Genomic DNA, 18790 nt, shown 5'->3' with positions numbered 1-18790 from the left:
ATTAAGTTAAAAAAAGAAATTTAACGTATTAAAAATCAGCTTTAATAGGAATACAAATTACTTTTTTATTGATAGTTGTTACTTTAATAAAATAGAATTGACAATTTTTGTTCTAAAATCGGTTAGTTTGTCAAAACCTTTTTCGGTGTCCATAAACTGTAACGTATAAGCCAAGTTTTTATAAACGAATACATAATTTTCAACTATATTTTTTTTCCCATTTACGTCGAAAGTAAATGAAAATTTTAAGGCTTTGATATCATGAAGCGTGATAATTTCCTCGTTTAGGAGTTTTCCTTTGCTGGATTTGACAGCTCCATCTTTCACCCCTTGAAAAAACTTAAGCAAGCCGGCTTCATCGGTATTGGCTAATTTATCTTTTCCTTTATCAGAACTGGAAAAAACAATTACTTCATTTTTATACGTTCCTTTTACATATTTTCCACCCGGAATTTCACCTTCCTCAGCATCTTCCACAACTTGAATAGTTACATTGTCATCAAATTCATAGTCAAATATTTCTTGACCGAAACTGCTGAAACTAAATAATAGAATAAATAGGGAGATTACTTTTTGCATGATTTTAAATTAAAAAGGTTTTTCGGTTTTTTTTAAGCGGAACAAATATAGGAATTAGTTTGAATGGAAAATGTTTTATGGTTTTGTTATTACTGCGAATTCAGAGAATTAATTAGAGCGAAGTCATATAAAAAAGGATTTAGGGGAGCTAGGTAGTCTACTCGATAGCTAACCGTTTTTTTTACTTAAGCGACCAACCCCTGATATATGCCAATCGCTATTGACATTTATTCCATTGAATTTTCCAGGATTCCATTTGGAACGTATAATAAATTGTGTAATGACAGAATCTACCAACTTCTCATTCTCTAAATTTTTAGGAGAAATTGATTTAGTAATTGATAGTTTGCTTATTGAGCTATCCCTATGAATTATAAATGAGATATTTAAATCATTAATTTCAATTCCTCTAGTTTTATATAATGGTATTAGGGTTTTTCTCAAATCTTCTCTAACCATGTTAAGAGATTCAGTGTAATCTAAAACTTTGGTGTATCTCGAAGTTGTTTCACATTCATGCCACATGAAAACGAAATCGGGATTTGTTTCCACAAATTTTCTGTCTGCAATTTTACGAAGTGAATCAACAAAATTTTCTCCATATCGATTAAATATTTCATTATTGATTTCATCTTCATAGCAATACCATTTAAACCCTTTAGGAGGTCTCATACAAAAACCTAACACATTTTTAAATCCAATGTTATACTGATGAAGTAATAGGGTTAGTTCTTTGTCGCTCACCTCTCTTGCAGACAATCCTTTAATGTTATAGTATGTTAATTTGTTTTCAGAAATATCTTTTTTAGCTCTTTTAATTCCATTAATACATAATGTGTCTACTATTTTAATTATGCCGAATTTATTTTCGTAAAAGTCTTTTTCGCTATAAATTACTATAGTGTCAAGTCCTTTTTTCTCCTTTTTTGCAATCTTTTCTTTATTGCAAGAAATGAGGGACAATGAAAATAAAAAAATAAAATAATATCGTGAATTCATAATTTGGTTAGGTGTAATCTGTTTAAATGGCCAATAATTTATTTATTATCAAATATATACAACTTTTTTAACCTTTTCAAACCAAACAAGATTTTCTGATCAAAACCCAACCTCATCCACAACATCCATTTCCTTCCTCAAAACCGGATGCCAAAACCGTATCGCTTCGGCATGCAAATACAAGCGGTCTGCTTTGGTGCCGTATAAATCATCGCCAACGATGGGAGTGTTTAAACCTTCCGGATGAGCGGCGTGCACCCGCAACTGGTGCGTGCGTCCCGTGATAGGAAAAAAGTGTAGCAACGTGGTATTTTCTCTTCGTTCGATTACTTTCCACTGCGTTTTGGCGGGTTTACCGTATTGGTAACACACTAACTGATTGGGGCGGTTGTCTAAATCGACTCGCAACGGCAAATTGATTTCGCCACTGTCTTGCTCAATTTTACCGGAAAGTAAAGCAACATAGCGTTTTTGTACCGTTCGTTTCATGAACTGAGCTTGTAAATTCAAATAGGTTTCCGTGCTTTTTGCCAACAACAAAATGCCGGAAGTGGACATGTCCAACCGATGCACAATCAACGGGCCTGATGCTTCAGGAAATTTTTCTTTGTAGCGACTGTACACCGAATCCTGTATCGATTTTCCGGGAACGGATAAAAACTCTGCCGGTTTGTGCACGACCGATAAATACTCGTCGTCGTATAAAAAAGTCAGTTCTTTGTTTTCTGCCGGATTTTGCAAGAGCGGATTGTCGTCTAATTCCATTCCGTCTAACATGTGAGCCAAAATGGGTTTGCACTTTCCGGTGCAAGCGGGGTAAAAATGACCGTGTTTTCGGATTTCCGATTTAGGCGATTGTCCCCACCAGAATTCGGCCAACGCAATCGGTTTGAGTTGGTTTGCAAACGCATAGTGAAGTAGTTTTGGAGCCGCACATTCACCGGCACTCGCGGGTGGATTCCCTTCAAAAATGGCACCTAAACTTTTGGAAATACCGGATTGGTTTAAGAATGAATACTGTTCAAACAATTTCTGTTGTAATGCTGCCGATTTGGCTTTGCGTTCTTCTTTTAATTGATTTATTTTCGTTTGAAAATCGTCCACTTTTTGTTGGGCGTTCGCAATTTCTAATTTCCAAAAATGATTCATTTGTTTGAGTTGAATGCTTTCTAACTGGCTTTCTTTACTCAATTTTTTCTGCACGGTTTTATAGGATTCAAAATCCAATTCGTTTTCGGCTTTTATCCGAATTTCGTCACGAATAATTTTATTTTGTTTGCTTTGTTCTTTCTTTTCGGCTTTGTCTTTTTCGGCTAACGATAGGGTGGAAGCCAATTTTTCTTGAAGAGAAAAAAATGCTGCCTCTTTTTCTAAATCTTCAATTTTTCGATTATAAACATTCAATATTTTTTCTTCCTGTTTAAAAAAGCCATCGTGTTGTAACATGTCAAAAACCGGAGGAACAAAGTGTAGGTGTTCATTACTGTCGGCTAATTTCCCTGAAAAGGCGGCTAAATACCCCAATTCATTCGCTTGATTTTGTACGACTAACACGCCAAACATTTTACCAATCACTAATCCTTCGCCGTCTTCCTGCAAACCAAAATTATGTTTCCAATCGGTTTGCGTTTCTAAATACTGTTGCAATTCTTGAGACGCAATTTTACTCAACTCATGCGGTTCATAATAAAACGGAAAGGTGAATTTTTGAGGTAAATCAATACCCGAAATGTTTTGTTGGAAGGCAATAAAAGGAATCGCATTTTTCATTGCTGCAAAGCTAAAAAAGGAAATTGGAATATGATTGATTATGAGTTTTATTCCTTCTTTGATATTTTTAAGTTTTCAATCCAAAAAATTTTAGATTTATAGAATTGTAAAAAAGTTGGTGATTAAGTATTTTCTTCGTTCTAAGCAATGAGATTAAAATTTAATGTTCAGAATAGTAAAAGTAGTACTTGTTTCATGAGAGTTTATTTTTGAATCAAAAACAGCCCATTTTATAATAGTTTAGCAGCCGATTATTTCAAATATATAATCACAATATCTATAATAAAAAAAATATACTTCTAAATTATAAGGGTAAATTAATTTCGGCTTGTTTGTTATGGTGTTTTGCAATTAGACGTTTCATTAGCAATGAAACAATCAATGCTACAACAAAAAAGCTTGAAAATAGTACTAGCGTATCATCTAATGATTGGGTTTTTTTCATCATTACATCATAGATGGTAGGTCCAACAATACCTGCTAATCCCCAACCTGAAAGAATTAATCCATGAACTGCTCCCAATTGTTTAGTACCGAATAAGTCACTTAAAAATGCGGGTAATGTTGCAAAACCACCGCCATACATAGTTACAACAGTAAATAAAACGAACAGAAACGCAAACTCAGAGGTAAGTTTGGGTAAGAAATAAAAGGCAATAACCTGAAAAGCAAAGAAGACAATATAGGTATTGGGTCTACCCAAATAATCTGAAGTACCCGACCAAATGATTCTTCCTATTCCATTAAAGACACCGATGAGTCCAACAATAGTTGCAGCTTCCATTGGCGTATAATTTAATTTCACTTGAATTAAAGGACTCGCAGCCGCAATCAATGCAATTCCGCAAGAAATATTAATAAACATCATAATCCACATATAATAAAAACGGGTAGTTTTTAAAGCTGCATTCGCATCAATATTTGAAAGATCCGGTTTGATGTTTTTGTTTTCGCCCGGATAATAACCTTTTGGTAAGTATCCTTCCGGTGGTTTTTCCATAAATGATGCTGAAAATATAATTAGTATCATATACAAAATTCCTAAAAAATAAAATGCATTGGAAACTCCCACGGAATCAAATAACATTTGCATCAGAGGTCCAAACAGTAAGGCAGAAAAGCCAAATCCCATAATTGCCATACCTGTTGCCAAGCCTCTTTTATCTGGGAACCATTTTACTAAAGTACTTACAGGTGTAATGTAGCCAATTCCTAATCCGATGCCACCAATAAAACCATAACAAAGTAAAAATAATGGCATTGAATGCAGCTGTACTGCCAAACCTGAACCTAAAATTCCGACACCGTAAAAAACACCGGCAGTTATTCCGCTTACTTTTGGGCCTACTTTTTCTACCCATTTGCCTAATAATGCAGCTGATAATCCGAGCAACAAAATAGCTATTTTAAAAGCCCATTTTATATCTGCTTCTTCTACACCAAATAAATCTTTTGCCGGATTTGTTATAACCGAAAATGCATATACCGAACCAATAGAGCTATGAATTCCGACGGCAGCTACCGCAATAAGCCAGCGGTTTTTCAATTTAATATCCTTCATAAACAAAAGTAATTTGTTCTTTTTTTCTTAAATAAAGTAGAACCATTAGAAGTTAATGTCAACAAATATAAATGTTTAAATTAGAACCAAAGATGATATATCTCATGTGCAACACCTCCGCAAAAATTTTCTGTAGATGATAAGTGAAGTGTATTTGTAAATCTGTTTAAACGAGGTAATTAACCTTTGATAAAAATTTTTTAAGTAGCTTTTAAACCTGAATCACCCCTAAATTAAATTTCTTTTCAATAGGAGCGTGGTTTGCGGCTTCAATTCCCATCGAAATCCAAGTGCGGGTTTCAAGTGGGTCAATGATAGCATCCGTCCATAATCGGGAAGCCGCATAATAGGGAGAAACTTGAGCATCATAACGGGCTTTAATTTTATCAAAAAGTTCTTTTTCTTTGGCTTCATCCACTTTTTCCCCTTTTGCTTTTAAAGAAGACGCTTCAATTTGTGCCAATACTTTAGCTGCTTGCGTACCACCCATCACCGCTAATTCGGCACTTGGCCAAGCAAAAATTAATCGCGGGTCATACGCTTTTCCACACATGGCATAGTTGCCGGCTCCATACGAATTGCCGATGACAACCGTAAATTTAGGCACAACAGAATTGGCCACGGCATTCACCATTTTGGCTCCGTCTTTTATAATACCTCCGTGTTCGGATTTGCTGCCCACCATAAAACCGGTTACATCCTGAAGGAATACTAACGGTATTTTCTTTTGATTACAGTTCGCAATAAAACGGGTAGCTTTATCGGCGGAGTCAGAATAAATTACCCCACCAAATTGAATTTCCCCTTTTTTAGTTTTGGAAACCGTTCGTTGATTAGCAACAATTCCAACCGCCCAACCGTCAATTCTTGCATATCCGGTGATGATGGATTGCCCATAACCTTGTTTGTATTCCTCTATTTCTGAATGGTCCACTAAACGTTTAATGATTTCCATCATGTCATATTGATCAGATCTTGATTGGGGAAGTATGCCATAAATATCGGCCTCTTTCAATGTTGGTTTTTCCCCTTTCACCCGATTAAATCCGGCTTTATCATAGTCGCCGATTTTTCCAATAATGTTTTTAATACGGTCTAATGCATCTTTATCGTCTTTGGCTTTGTAGTCAGTCACTCCTGAAATTTCGCAATGTGTTGTGGCTCCACCCAAGGTTTCATTGTCAATGTTTTCACCAATGGCGGCTTTCACTAAATAACTTCCGGCTAAGAAGATACTTCCCGTTTTATCTACAATCATTGCTTCGTCACTCATGATGGGCAAATAGGCACCACCCGCCACACAACTGCCCATTACGGCAGCAATTTGAGTAATTCCCATGCTGCTCATCACCGCGTTATTTCTAAAAATCCGTCCGAAATGTTCTTTGTCGGGAAATATTTCATCTTGCATCGGCAAATAAACACCGGCACTGTCAACAAGGTAGACAATAGGCAAACGGTTTTCAATGGCAATCTCTTGAGCCCTTAAATTCTTTTTTGCAGTAATTGGAAACCAAGCACCCGCTTTTACGGTGGCATCATTTGCTACGACAATACATTGCTTCCCTTGAATATAACCCATTTTTACAACAACACCTCCGGAAGGGCATCCGCCGTGTTCGGCATACATTCCGTCGCCTACGAAACCGCCAATTTCTATATTTTTGGCTTTCGTATCTAATAAATAATCAATCCGCTCACGGGCAGTCATTTTTCCTTCACCGTGCAGTTTGGCAATACGTTTTTCGCCGCCTCCCAGTTTTACCTGAGCGAAACGCCTTTTTAATTCTGCGACTAAGAGTTTATTGTAATCTTCGTTCTTATTGAAGTTGATGTCCATTTTGTAGCATGTTTAGTATCAGTTGATTGAACCGGTAATTTAAAATCTATGTTTTAACTTAAAAGGTTACGGGTTGTAAAGTTAAGTATTGTTAAACTCACATTAAAATTTTTTTCTCACTTATTCACACTTGTTCATTGATAATAGTATAATAAAAGAAGTGAAAAAATTTACTAATCATAATTTTAGTCTTTAAAAAATAAGAATAATCAATTTTGTGCTATCATTTGATTAAAATGTGCTACTTTAAGTAATAGGATAAAATTAGATTTGACAGAATCAAAAAATAATAATTATGAGTAATTTAATTCAACGACCACAATTAAAAGAAAAGTATGATAATTACATCAACGGAAAATGGGTAGCCCCTTCAACAGGACAATATTTTGAAGTGCTGTCGCCAATTGATGGTAAATTAATGGCCAAAGCAGCACATTCAGCAAAAATGGATGTTGAAATGGCAGTAGATGCCGCAGCAGAAGCTTTCAAGTCTTTCAGTCAAACTTCTGCCACGGAAAGAAGTATCATGCTCAATAAAATAGCCGATAGAATAGAAGCTAACCTAGCTTATATTGCCGCAGTAGAAACGGTTGATAATGGAAAAGCGATTAGAGAAACAATGGCAGCGGATATTCCATTGGCGATTGATCATTTCAGGTATTTTGCTAGTGTTATTCGTGCGGAAGAAGGCTCTATTACGGAATTAGACAAAGATACGGTTTCGATTATAATGCACGAACCTCTTGGTGTAATTGCTCAAATTATTCCGTGGAATTTCCCGATTTTGATGGCGGTATGGAAATTAGCTCCGGCTATAGCGGCAGGAAACTGTGTTGTGTTAAAACCAGCAGAAAGCACACCTATTTCTATTATGGTTTTAATGGAAATTATTGGTGATTTAATTCCTGCAGGAGTGATAAATGTTGTAAATGGCTTTGGGGCTGAATTGGGCAGAACTTTAGTAACCAACCCAAAAGTAGCCAAAGCAGCTTTTACGGGTTCAACAGCAACAGGTAGAATGGTGATGCAGTATGCAACAGAAAATATTATTCCGGTAACATTAGAATTGGGTGGAAAATCACCAAATATTTTCTTCCCATCAGTGATGGATGCTGATGATGAATTCTTAGATAAAGCATTAGAAGGAGTGGCATTATTTGCCTTAAACCAAGGAGAAGTTTGTACGTGCCCTTCAAGACTTTTAATTCACGAATCTATATATGACCGGTTTATCGAAAAAGTATTGACAAGGGTAAATGCTATAAAAATGGGTAATCCTTTAGATTCAACTGTGATGATGGGAGCTCAAGCTTCGCAAATTCAAAAAGATAAAATTCTTTCCTATATTAAGTTAGGGAAAGAAGAAGGAGCAGAGTTATTGTGTGGAGGGGAAGTGAATCATTTAGGAGGAGATTTAGAAGGCGGATATTATATTCAACCCACGTTATTTAAAGGACATAACAAAATGCGTATCTTCCAAGAAGAAATTTTCGGACCGGTGTTAGCCGTTACAACTTTCAAAACTACGGAAGAAGCTATAGAAATTGCCAATGACACCATGTATGGTTTAGGAGCAGGCGTTTGGACACGTGATGCACATGAATTATATCAAGTGCCACGAGCGATTCATGCGGGACGTGTTTGGGTAAATCAATACCACGCTTATCCGGCAGGAGCACCGTTTGGAGGATATAAACAATCAGGAATAGGTAGGGAAAATCATAAAATGATGTTGACCCATTATCGTCAAACTAAAAACATGTTGATTTCATATAGCAAACACAAATTAGGTTTCTTTTAGTAGTTTGTTAATTAATCAGTAACCGCAAATTCGCAAATTGTTTGTAGAGTTTGCGGTTATTATTTAGTATATTTATTAAAGGGTAAATTAAAATAAATGAGTGAGAGCGGTAAGTTGAAAATGACATAAGGAAACAAAATAGCTTACCGGTTTTAATAAATATCATTACTAATTTCAAATTATGGAAAAAATAAAACGTTTAGATGCTACTCAAAAAGCATTAGATTTGATAGACATGCTTTCGGAGAAATTTGGTGATTTGATGTTTTATCAAGCCGGTGGTTGTTGTGAAGGAACACAACCACAATGTTTTGAAAAAGGAGGATTCTATATGCGATTTGGAGATATCTGCATTGGAACCATTAGCGGTTTTGAGTTTTGGGTTGATAAAGACTTATTCGAATATTGGAAACATGCTCATTTTACTTTAGATGTTACCGATGGAATAGGAGCAGGAGGGTTTTCGTTGGAAACACCTTATAGCAAAACGTTTATAATTCACTACAGGTTATTTACGGAAGATGAGGCGGCCCATTTAGAAGACATAAAAAGAAACGAATAAATTAGCCATTAAAATTCATTAACTGATATTGTTTAGGGGTAATGCCTTCATGTTTTTTGAACAATCGTATGAAATAATTAGCATCTTCAAAACCTGTAGCATAAGAAACTTCAGAGATATTTATTTTCGGATTATTTAAAAGTTTTTTGGCATACTTTATCTTTTCATTCAAAATAAATTCAATTGGGCTCATGCCTAATTCTCTTTTAAAATAGCGGTAAAATGAGGTGGTGCTCATGCAAGCTTTAGCACTCAAGTCTTTTAAATTAATTGTTTCCTGAATATTAAGACGAATATATTCCACTACAAAATGAATAGGGTTTGAGCGGTCAATAAATGTTGGGTTTTCTAGAGCTTTTACGGTTTGCGATTGAATTATCCGAACCAATAATTCCTGCAAAGTCAAATCGGCCAAAGCATCTTTTGTTATGGAAGTGCTCATGCATTCTTTTATCAATTTGTTTATGGTTGTAGCCAATTCCAAATTATTGTAAAAGAAGTAATTATCAAACTCTAATTTCCAAAATTGGTTATCACCTTCTTTCGGATAACGTTCGTTTAAAAAGTCTAACGTTTCCTTTATTTTAAATTGATCGATGGCTAAGGCCAAACATTGTGTAGGGTTTTTAAAGGAAGCCTCCGGAAAATCAATCTTCATTTCCACATTAGAAGGAATAAGCACAGTTTCACCCGGAAGGTATTCAAATTCAGGATCATTAAAAAGATGCATTATTTTTTTGCCACGAAGCATACTAGTTACCACTAAATCAGAAAACTTTAAAGGAACTAAAACACTTTTTTGAAAAGTTTCAAATATATTTAACTCACAGTTATTCAGGGAATAAATGCTTCTGTTTTCAACTAAAGTTTTGAGTGATTTCTCGTGTGTTAAAGCTGGTGTAGATAATGCAATTTTAGAGGAATTCATTTCATTTAATTAGATTGAAAAAGTACAAAAAACAATCTAAATAAGGTAGAATTCTCATTATTTTAACAAATTATATTTTTAAATTTATATAGAAAGCTTGTCGTTACTGACAAGCTTTCTATATTCTCTACGAACAAAATTACTCTTCTTTTTGTCCCATCATCATCAAATATGCTTTTAAAAATTCATCAATTTCTCCGTTCATCACGCCATCTACATCGCTGGTTTCACAGCCGGTTCTAACGTCTTTCACTAACTTATAAGGTTGCATCACGTAGTTTCTAATTTGTGAACCCCATTCAATTTTCATTTTTCCGGCTTCAATATCGGCACGTTGAGCCATTTGTTTTTTCAATTCAATTTCATACAACTGTGAACGCAACATTTGCATGGCACGTTGTCGGTTATCTTGTTGCGAACGCGTTTCTGAACATTGAATTTGAATTCCGGTCGGTTTGTGGAATAACTGTACTTTGGTTTCCACTTTATTCACATTCTGACCACCGGCACCACTGGAACGAGAAGTAATAATCTCTAAATCAGCAGGGTTGATTTCAATTTCAATGGTGTCATCTACTAGGGGATAGACATAAACGGATGCAAAAGAAGTATGTCGTTTAGCATTACTGTCAAAAGGGGAGATACGAACCAGTCGGTGCACTCCATTTTCACCTTTCAGATAACCGAAGGCATAATCACCTTCAATTTCTAAAGTAACTGTTTTAATACCGGCCACATCACCTTCTTGAAAGTTTAACTCTTTTACTTTATAACCTTCCTTTTCCGCCCACATCAAATACATACGCATCAACATGGAAGCCCAATCACAACTTTCAGTACCACCGGCACCGGCAGTAATTTGTAATACGGCACTCATGCTGTCTCCTTCTTCGGAAAGCATGTTTTTAAATTCCAGGTTTTCGATTAAGGAATTAGTTTGTTCAAAAATAGAATCTACTTCCTCTTCAGAGGCATCACCGTCTTTGTAGAACTCAAAAACCATTTGAAGTTCTTCTGCCAGGTTAGTTCCTTTTTGATAATCTTCTACCCATTTTTTCTTTGAACGCAAGTCGCGGACAACGATTTCGGCTTCTTTGGGATTGTTCCAAAAAGTAGGGTCAAAGGTTTTTTCTTCTTCGTTAGCAATCTCAATTAATTTCTTATCGATGTCAAAGATACCTCCTCAACGCACCAAGACGCTCTACAATACCTTTTATTTGTTCGGTATTTGTCATAATTATTGTAGTTTTGTTTTTTACAAATGTAGGAACAAGTTGTGATTTGTCCTAATTGTGAAAAATTAATTATTACGTAAGTTCAGGTCGCGACCTGTTCCTACAGCAATGAAATTAAAAATTCAATGGAAATAAATTTAATTAGTGATACGGTTACTAAGCCAAGCCCCGAAATGCTTCGGGCGATGTTTAACGCTAAAGTGGGTGACGACGTATTCAAACAAGATCCTACGGTCAATGAGTTTGAAGCTAAAGTAGCCCATTTATTTGGAATGGAAGCGGCTCTTTTTTTCCCATCAGGGACAATGGCAAATCAAACAGCAATAAAATTACATACCAATCCGGGCGACCAAATCATTTGTGATAAATGGACCCACATTCATTTGTATGAATCAGGAGGAGCCTCATCAAACAGTGGTGTTAATTTCAATTTGTTAGATGGTGAAAGAGGCATGATTACTGCCGAACAAGTAGAAGAAGGAGTAAACGACCCTAATTTTTATCACATGCCTTTGTCTAAAATGGTTTGCATTGAAAACACTACCAATAAAGGAGGAGGAGCTTGTTATGAAATGGAAGAATTACATAAAATCAAGCAAGTTTGTGCTAAACACAACTTAAAATACCATTTAGACGGTGCACGATTTTGGAATGCTATGGTTGCTAAAAATCAATCACCAAACCAATACGGTGAGCTTTTCGACTCGATTTCGGTTTGTTTTTCAAAAGGACTGGGTTGTCCGGTTGGTTCCGTCTTGTTATCAGATAAAGAAACAATTCATAGAGCCTTACGTGTTCGAAAAATTTTTGGAGGAAACATGCGTCAATCAGGTTATTTAGCGGCAGCCGGATTATATGCTTTGGAAAATAACATAACGAAATTAGCGGACGATCACCGCAGAGCTAAAGAATTAGAAAGCAAACTAGCCAGCTGTTCTTGGATTGAAAAAGTGGAACCGGTGGAAACAAATATCATTGTTTTTACACCAAAATCATTTGTTTCCGATGCTGTTGTCATAGAAAAATTGAAACAGAAAAACATTCACATTAGTTTGTTGGGTAAAGGTAAATTAAGAATCGTCACTCACTTAGATTACAAAGAAGTGATGCACACGTATGTGTTAGAAGTGCTCGAAAAAATGAGTTTTTAAACAAATTCTTTATTTAAACAAATCCATACCCGGAATATTTGGCATGCCATCTTTGGCAACAGCTGCTAGTTCGGTCTCATTTACATTGGTGGCTTTTGCTATTGCTTTGTTCATAACCAAAACCAAATAATCTTCCAATTGCTCTTTATCGTCTAATAATGTTGGGTCAACTTCGATAGATTTTACCAATCGATTAGCGGTTAAGGTTACTTTCAAAAGGCCGTCATTACTTTGTTCATCAATCAAAACGGAATCTAAACGCTTTTTAGTTTCTTCTATTTTTTGCTGGGTTTCTTTCAGTTTTCCCATCATTCCCATCAGGTCTCCAAACATGTTGATAATTTTTATAGTTAATGAATTACAAAAGTAGTATATTGCATAGTTTTGAAATAATATTTTTTTATGAATTATAAAGTAGTCATGAGTTTAGTTTGTATTATTTTTGCAACTTCTTGTGCAAAAAAAGAGACAAACATGTCAGAAAATAGTATACCACCAGTTGCCGCAAAAAAAGATACCGTTCTTGAAAAACACGGAGACAAACGAATAGATTCTTATTATTGGTTAAACAACCGTGAAAATCCGGAAGTCATTCAATATCTAAAAGATGAAAATGCCTATTATGAGCAAATGACCGCTCATACTAAAACGTTTCAAAAAGAACTGTTTGAAGAAATGAAGTCGAGAATCAAAGAAGATGATGAATCGGTTCCATACCTATATAATGGCTATTTTTATATAACCCGTTTTGAAAAAGGGAAAGAATATCCAATTTATTCCCGAAAAAAAGGAAGTCTTTCAGCGAAGGAAGAGATTATGTTTGATTGCAACGAATTCGCAAAAGGCAAATCTTATTTTAAACTTAGTGGTTTGAGTGTGAGTGAAGACAATAAATTAGTCTCTTTTGCCACGGATGAAAAAGGAAGAAGAATTTATACCCTGCAAGTGAAGAATTTGGAAACGGGTGAAATTTTAGCGGATAAAATTGAAAACACAACCGGAAATTCTGTTTGGGCAAATGACAACAAAACGTTATTTTACTCCACACAAGATAAAAAAACGTTGCGTTCAGATAAAATATTTAAGCATGTTTTAGGAGATGATGTAAAAAAAGCAACCTTAGTTTTTCATGAAAAAGACGACACATTCGCTACAATTATTTTGAAAACAAAATCAAAAAAATACCTTGTAATCAACAGTAATAGTACATTAACAACCGAATATCAAATTTTAAATGCCGATAAACCACAGGAAAACTTTAAAGTTTTTCAACCGAGAACAAGAGGTTTAGAGTATGATATTTCACATTTTAATGATCATTTTTACATTGTAACCAATAAAGATAAAGCAACCAATTTTAAAGTGATGAAAACGCCTGAAACGGCTACTTCAAAAGAGAATTGGGTAGATGTGATTCCGCATAAACAAGATGTTTTGATTGAAGGAATCGAAATTTTTAAAAATTATTTAGTAGTGGAAGAGCGTTCCAATGGTTTGAATAAAATTAAGATAATGCCTTGGAGTGGAGGAGGAGATTATTATTTACCTTTTGAAATTGAAACGTACTCGGCTTTTGTAGGAACAAATGTTGATTTTGATACCGAAATATTACGTTTTGGCTATCAATCGTTAGCGACACCTTTTTCGGTTATTGATTTCAACATGAAAACCAAAACGAAAGAAGTAAAGAAAGAACAAGCCGTTTTAGGAGGAAAATTTGACAAAAATAATTATAAAGAAGAACGGGTTTGGGCTACTGCTACGGATGGAACTAAAATTCCAATTTCTATAGTTTATCACAAAAAAACCAAGAAAGACGGAAACAGTCCGCTATTGCAGTATGCTTATGGTTCATATGGTAATTCAATGGAACCGGGATTTGATTCGTCTATTTTAAGTTTATTGGATAGGGGATTCATTTATGCCATTGCACATATCCGCGGTGGGGAGGAAATGGGAAGACAATGGTATGAAGACGGGAAATTATTGAAAAAGAAAAACACCTTTACGGATTATATTGATTGCTCTAACTATTTAATCAGTCAAAAATATACCAATCCCAAACACCTTTATGCGGAAGGCGGTTCAGCCGGAGGTTTGTTGATGGGAGCAGTAGTGAACATGGCACCACAATTATATAATGGGGTAATTGCTCAGGTTCCTTTTGTGGATGTTATGACAACCATGTTAGACGAAACGATTCCGTTGACAACTTCAGAATATGACGAATGGGGAAATCCCAATGAAAAAGTATATTATGATTACATGAGGTCCTATTCACCTTATGATAACGTAAAGGCCCAAGATTACCCAAACATGTTGGTTACTACCGGATTGCATGATTCACAGGTGCAATATTGGGAACCTGCAAAATGGGTAGCCAAATTACGAACAGTAAAAACGGATAAAAATTTATTATTTTTAGATACAAACATGGATGCAGGTCATGGCGGAGCTTCAGGGCGTTTTGAAGCATTGAAAGAGACTGCAAAAGAATTTAGTTTTTTATTAGATTTGGAAGGAATAACTCAGTAATTAAATTTTTTTTATACATTTGCAAAGTTTTGAGGTTGCCAAAAACAATAGAAGTTTGCCTTGACTAACATATTTTTTATGAAACAACAGATTAAAGCCTATAATAGTGTATTGGATTTAATAGGTAATACTCCCTTAATTAAACTCAATAGAGTCACTGAAAACCTTGATGGTAATTTTTATGCTAAGGTTGAATCATTTAACCCCGGCCATTCCACAAAAGATAGAATCGCATTATATATTATTGAAGAAGCTGAGAGGCAAGGAATTTTAACGCCCGGCGATACAATTATTGAAACTACTTCCGGAAACACCGGTTTTAGTTTAGCCATGGTAAGTATTATAAAAGGCTATAATTGTATACTGGCGGTAAGCTCAAAATCATCTCGCGACAAAATTGATATGTTGCGAAGCATGGGGGCAAAAGTTTATGTTTGTCCGGCACACGTTTCAGCAGATGATGAACGATCTTATTACAATGTTGCCAAACGGTTACATGAAGAGACAAAAGGTTCGATTTATATCAACCAATACTTCAACCAATTAAATGTTGATGCTCATTACAAAAGTACCGGTCCGGAGATTTGGGAACAAACCAACGGAAATATAACCCACTTGATTGCTTGTAGTGGTACAGGAGGTACAATATCAGGAACAGCTAAATTTTTAAAAGAGAAAAATCCGAATATCAGAATTTTAGGTGTTGATGCTTATGGCTCGGTATTAAAAAAATATCACGAGACAAAAGAGTTTGACAACGAAGAAATATATCCTTACCGTATTGAAGGTTTAGGTAAAAACTTAATTCCGACGGCTACTGATTTTGATATTATTGATAAATTCATGAAAGTAACTGACGAAGAAAGTGCTCATACTACCCGTGAAATAGCTTTAAAAGAAGGTTTATTCGTGGGATATACTTCAGGTGCAGTTGTTCAAGCCATCAGACAGTTTGCTGAGGAAGGTGAATTTGATGAAAATTCAAATGTAATTGCCATTTTTCCTGACCACGGTTCTCGCTATATGAGCAAAGTGTTTAGTGATGACTGGATGAATGAACAAGGATTTTTTGACAGTATCAATATGGAAGAGGTTCAAAAAATTGAATTTATAAAATAAGAAACTAGAAAAAAGAATATAAAAAAACTCCAAGTTGAAAAGCTTGGAGTTTTTTATTTAAGTGTTTTCCGGTATTAGGATTTAGTATTCAGAGAATTGAAGATTACTGAGGTTTTTATAAATACCGTTTTCAACTTCTACTAGTTCTTTATGCGTTCCTTGTTCAGCAATGACTCCATTGTTTAAAACTAAGATGTTGTCAGCACTTCTAATGGTCGCTAAGCGATGAGCAATGATTATGCTGGTTCTACCTTTCATTAAGGTTTCTAGAGCTTCCTGAACCAGTTTTTCACTTTCGCTGTCTAAAGACGAGGTGGCTTCATCTAAAATTAAGATACTCGGATTTTTTAACAATGCTCTGGCTATGGCGATGCGTTGACGTTGACCTCCAGATAATTTGATTCCGCGTTCACCAACTAAGGTCTCAAATTGTTCCGGAAAACCGGTTATGAATTCTAAGGCATTGGCTTGTTGAGCAGCTATTTTTATTTCTTCAAAAGTGGCATCCGGTTTACCATAGGCAATATTTTCTTTGATGCTTCCTCCAAAAAGAATAACGTCTTGGGGTACAATACTCATATTTCCTCTTAATTGTTCCAGGTCATAGGAATATATGTTTTTATCATCGATTAAAATTTCTCCAGAATTTAAATCATAAAATCGAAGAAGCAAAGCCGAAATGGTTGATTTTCCAGCACCACTTGGTCCAACGAGTGCAATTTTCTGACCAAATTTTGCCGTGAAAGAAACATCTTTAAGGACTTCAATTTCTTTCCGAGAAGGATAGCTGAATCCCACATTTTTAAAGGTTACATTTCCCTTTATTTTATCTCTTGATTTGGGAGCTAAACCGTTAATGTCTTCCGGTTTTTCATCTAATAATTCAAAAACACGTTCAGTTGCACCAACTGCCTTTTGTATTTGAGCATATAATTCGGCAATTCCACCAAAAGAAGCTCCTACAAAAGTGGAGTATAGAACAAAAGTAATTAATTGTCCTACAGACATTTCACCGTTTATACTTAAAGTAACCCCAAACCAAACAACCGCCACAATAGCTCCAAATAAACAAAAAATAATGAAGGAAGCAAAATAACCACGATATTGACCGCCTTTAATAGCAATCGATACAATTTCATTAATTTTACTTCTGTAACGGGCAATTTCATACCATTCGTTCGCAAAAGCTTTCACGTTGCTGATGCCTTGTAAGGTTTCTTCAACAATCACTTGACTTTCCGCCACTTGGTCTTGTACTTTCTTGGAGTATTTTCGAATGAAACGACCGAATATAACTGCAGCAACAGCGACCAAAGGGACGACAGCTAACATCATCAGGGTTAATTTAATGCTTTCACTGGCTAATAAAATTACACCACCAATAATCAGGATAAACTGCCTTAAAAATTCAGCAATTGTGGTGGTTAAAGTATCTTGAATTTGATTTATATCCGAACTGATTCGGCTGTTTAATTCACCGACCCTTTTTTGAGAAAAAAAGTTCATCGGAAGCTTTATCAAATTTGAATATAGGGCAAAACGCAAATTTGCAAGCGTATTTTCGGTAAAATTTACAAATAGATATACTCTAAAAAACGAAAAGAACGACTGCAAAAATAAAATTCCAATTAGGCCTAAGGCAACGTTATTAGCTGCATTTATGTCTTTGACTTTGACACAATCTACTAACATTCCCATTAATTTAGGGAAGGCTAGGGCAGTACCGCCCGTTAATAAAAGAAAAATTAAACCGATAAAAAATTTCCATCGATGAGCATCGGCATACTTAAAAATCAATAACGCTTTACTGAGTGATGAGGCGTTTATTTTTGCTTTGGGTAAATCGTTTTCTTTAAATCGAGCCATTTTTTTTGTAAAGTAAATGATTAAAAAGTAAATAGGTGATTGAACAATATATAATTTCCAATCGTTTAAAAACTAAAAAACTCCCTTTATAGAGAGTTTTTGATTGTTTTTTGTTCTAAATTATTCTTGCATCGTGTGATAAACGTTCATGACGTCATCGTCTTCTTCAATTTTTTCCAATAATTTTTCTACATCGGCCATTTCTTCCGGAGTAAGTTCTTTGGTAATTTGTGGGATTCGTTCAAAACCGGAAGATAAAATTTCGATGTGTCGGTTTTCTAATTCTTTTTGAATAGCACCAAAACTTTCAAAGGGAGCATACATTAAGATTCCATCTTCGTCAGCAAAAATTTCTTCTACGCCAAAATCAATCATTTCTAATTCTAGTTCATCTACATCTTGACCTTCAGCAGGTATTCTGAAATTACAGGTGTGATCAAACATAAATTCAACCGAACCTTGTGTGCCAAAAGTACCATTACATTTGTTGAAATAACTTCTGATATTGGCAACTGTTCTGTTATTATTATCGGTAGCCGTTTCAATCAAAATAGCAATCCCATGAGGAGCATATCCTTCAAATAGAACTTCTTTATAGTTAGCGGTATCTTTATCTGATGCTTTTTTAATAGCCCGTTCCACATTGTCTTTCGGCATGTTAGCCGCTTTGGCATTCTGCATTACCGCTCTTAATCTGGAATTTGTTTCCGCATTCGGACCGCCTTCTTTCACGGCCATGACAATGTCTTTTCCTATTCTGGTAAACGTTTTTGCCATCGCTGACCAACGTTTCATTTTTCGTGCTTTTCTAAATTCAAACGCTCTTCCCATTTCTGTTTATTTC

General features: G+C 35.3%; 15 protein-coding genes. 5 read left to right on the top strand and 10 right to left on the bottom strand.

Annotation, left to right across the window (positions count from 1 at the left end; genetic code table 11):
* Window positions 1-78: 78 nt before the first annotated feature.
* The 5 genes from C0512_RS04005 to C0512_RS03985 form a co-directional block, all read right to left on the bottom strand.
* The gene (locus tag C0512_RS04005) at window positions 79-579 is read right to left on the bottom strand and encodes a hypothetical protein (RefSeq protein WP_290859083.1); all 501 of its coding nucleotides are present in this window, start codon (window positions 577-579) and stop codon (window positions 79-81) included.
* A 168-nt stretch (window positions 580-747) separates the two neighbouring features.
* Window positions 748-1578: a hypothetical protein gene (locus C0512_RS04000; protein ID WP_290859081.1), complete on the bottom strand. Its 831-nt coding sequence runs from the start codon at window positions 1576-1578 to the stop codon at window positions 748-750.
* 99 nt (window positions 1579-1677) lie between these two features.
* Window positions 1678-3348, bottom strand: a complete 1671-nt coding sequence (locus C0512_RS03995; RefSeq protein ID WP_290859079.1) for a pseudouridine synthase — start codon at window positions 3346-3348, stop codon at window positions 1678-1680.
* 304 nt (window positions 3349-3652) lie between these two features.
* The gene (locus C0512_RS03990; protein ID WP_290859077.1) at window positions 3653-4909 is read right to left on the bottom strand and encodes an OFA family MFS transporter; all 1257 of its coding nucleotides are present in this window, start codon (window positions 4907-4909) and stop codon (window positions 3653-3655) included.
* A 211-nt stretch (window positions 4910-5120) separates the two neighbouring features.
* Entirely contained in the window at window positions 5121-6749 is a 1629-nt protein-coding gene (locus C0512_RS03985; RefSeq protein WP_290859076.1) for an acyl-CoA carboxylase subunit beta, read from the bottom strand.
* Between the two features lie 295 nt (window positions 6750-7044).
* Between C0512_RS03985 and C0512_RS03980 the strand changes: the two genes are divergently transcribed.
* Together C0512_RS03980 and C0512_RS03975 are read left to right on the top strand one after the other, a co-directional pair.
* Window positions 7045-8550, top strand: a complete 1506-nt coding sequence (locus tag C0512_RS03980) for an aldehyde dehydrogenase family protein (RefSeq protein WP_290859075.1) — start codon at window positions 7045-7047, stop codon at window positions 8548-8550.
* 181 nt (window positions 8551-8731) lie between these two features.
* Window positions 8732-9112, top strand: coding sequence for a DUF779 domain-containing protein (locus tag C0512_RS03975; RefSeq protein ID WP_290859074.1), 381 nt, complete (start codon window positions 8732-8734; stop codon window positions 9110-9112).
* Window position 9113: 1 nt separating this feature from the next.
* Here the strand turns inward: C0512_RS03975 and C0512_RS03970 are convergent, their stop codons facing one another.
* Both C0512_RS03970 and prfB read right to left on the bottom strand, forming a co-directional pair.
* Window positions 9114-10040, bottom strand: coding sequence for an AraC family transcriptional regulator (locus tag C0512_RS03970; RefSeq protein ID WP_290859072.1), 927 nt, complete (start codon window positions 10038-10040; stop codon window positions 9114-9116).
* 139 nt (window positions 10041-10179) lie between these two features.
* Window positions 10180-11275, bottom strand: a protein-coding gene (gene prfB / locus C0512_RS03965; protein WP_290859071.1) for a peptide chain release factor 2 whose coding sequence is annotated in 2 segments (ribosomal slippage) — window positions 10180-11211 and window positions 11213-11275 — 1095 coding nt in all. Because the reading frame shifts where the segments join, the coding sequence is not laid out codon by codon here.
* A 125-nt stretch (window positions 11276-11400) separates the two neighbouring features.
* Here prfB and C0512_RS03960 point away from each other — a divergent pair.
* Complete coding sequence (locus C0512_RS03960) at window positions 11401-12426, top strand: low specificity L-threonine aldolase (protein WP_290859070.1); 1026 nt, start codon at window positions 11401-11403, stop codon at window positions 12424-12426.
* 9 nt (window positions 12427-12435) lie between these two features.
* On the opposite strand, the gene C0512_RS03955 is transcribed toward C0512_RS03960, so the two are convergent.
* Window positions 12436-12759: a YbaB/EbfC family nucleoid-associated protein gene (locus C0512_RS03955; RefSeq protein WP_290859069.1), complete on the bottom strand. Its 324-nt coding sequence runs from the start codon at window positions 12757-12759 to the stop codon at window positions 12436-12438.
* Between the two features lie 141 nt (window positions 12760-12900).
* On the opposite strand from C0512_RS03955, the gene C0512_RS03950 reads away from it, so the two are divergent.
* Window positions 12901-14961, top strand: coding sequence for a S9 family peptidase (locus C0512_RS03950; RefSeq protein ID WP_290859125.1), 2061 nt, complete (start codon window positions 12901-12903; stop codon window positions 14959-14961).
* 78 nt (window positions 14962-15039) lie between these two features.
* Entirely contained in the window at window positions 15040-16080 is a 1041-nt protein-coding gene (locus C0512_RS03945) for a PLP-dependent cysteine synthase family protein (protein WP_290859068.1), read from the top strand.
* Between the two features lie 81 nt (window positions 16081-16161).
* On the opposite strand, the gene C0512_RS03940 is transcribed toward C0512_RS03945, so the two are convergent.
* Together C0512_RS03940 and C0512_RS03935 are read right to left on the bottom strand one after the other, a co-directional pair.
* Window positions 16162-17946 (bottom strand): ABC transporter transmembrane domain-containing protein, encoded by a 1785-nt coding sequence (locus C0512_RS03940; RefSeq protein WP_290859066.1) that lies wholly within the window; start codon window positions 17944-17946, stop codon window positions 16162-16164.
* A gap of 120 nt (window positions 17947-18066) precedes the next feature.
* Window positions 18067-18777, bottom strand: a complete 711-nt coding sequence (locus tag C0512_RS03935) for a YebC/PmpR family DNA-binding transcriptional regulator (protein WP_290859064.1) — start codon at window positions 18775-18777, stop codon at window positions 18067-18069.
* Window positions 18778-18790 lie beyond the last annotated feature (13 nt).

Source organism: Flavobacterium sp. (genome assembly GCF_013822155.1).
Lineage (GTDB): Bacteria > Bacteroidota > Bacteroidia > Flavobacteriales > Flavobacteriaceae > Flavobacterium.
The sequence above is the reverse complement of the archived record's forward strand: the minus strand, read 5'-3'. Positions and strand labels throughout refer to the sequence as shown.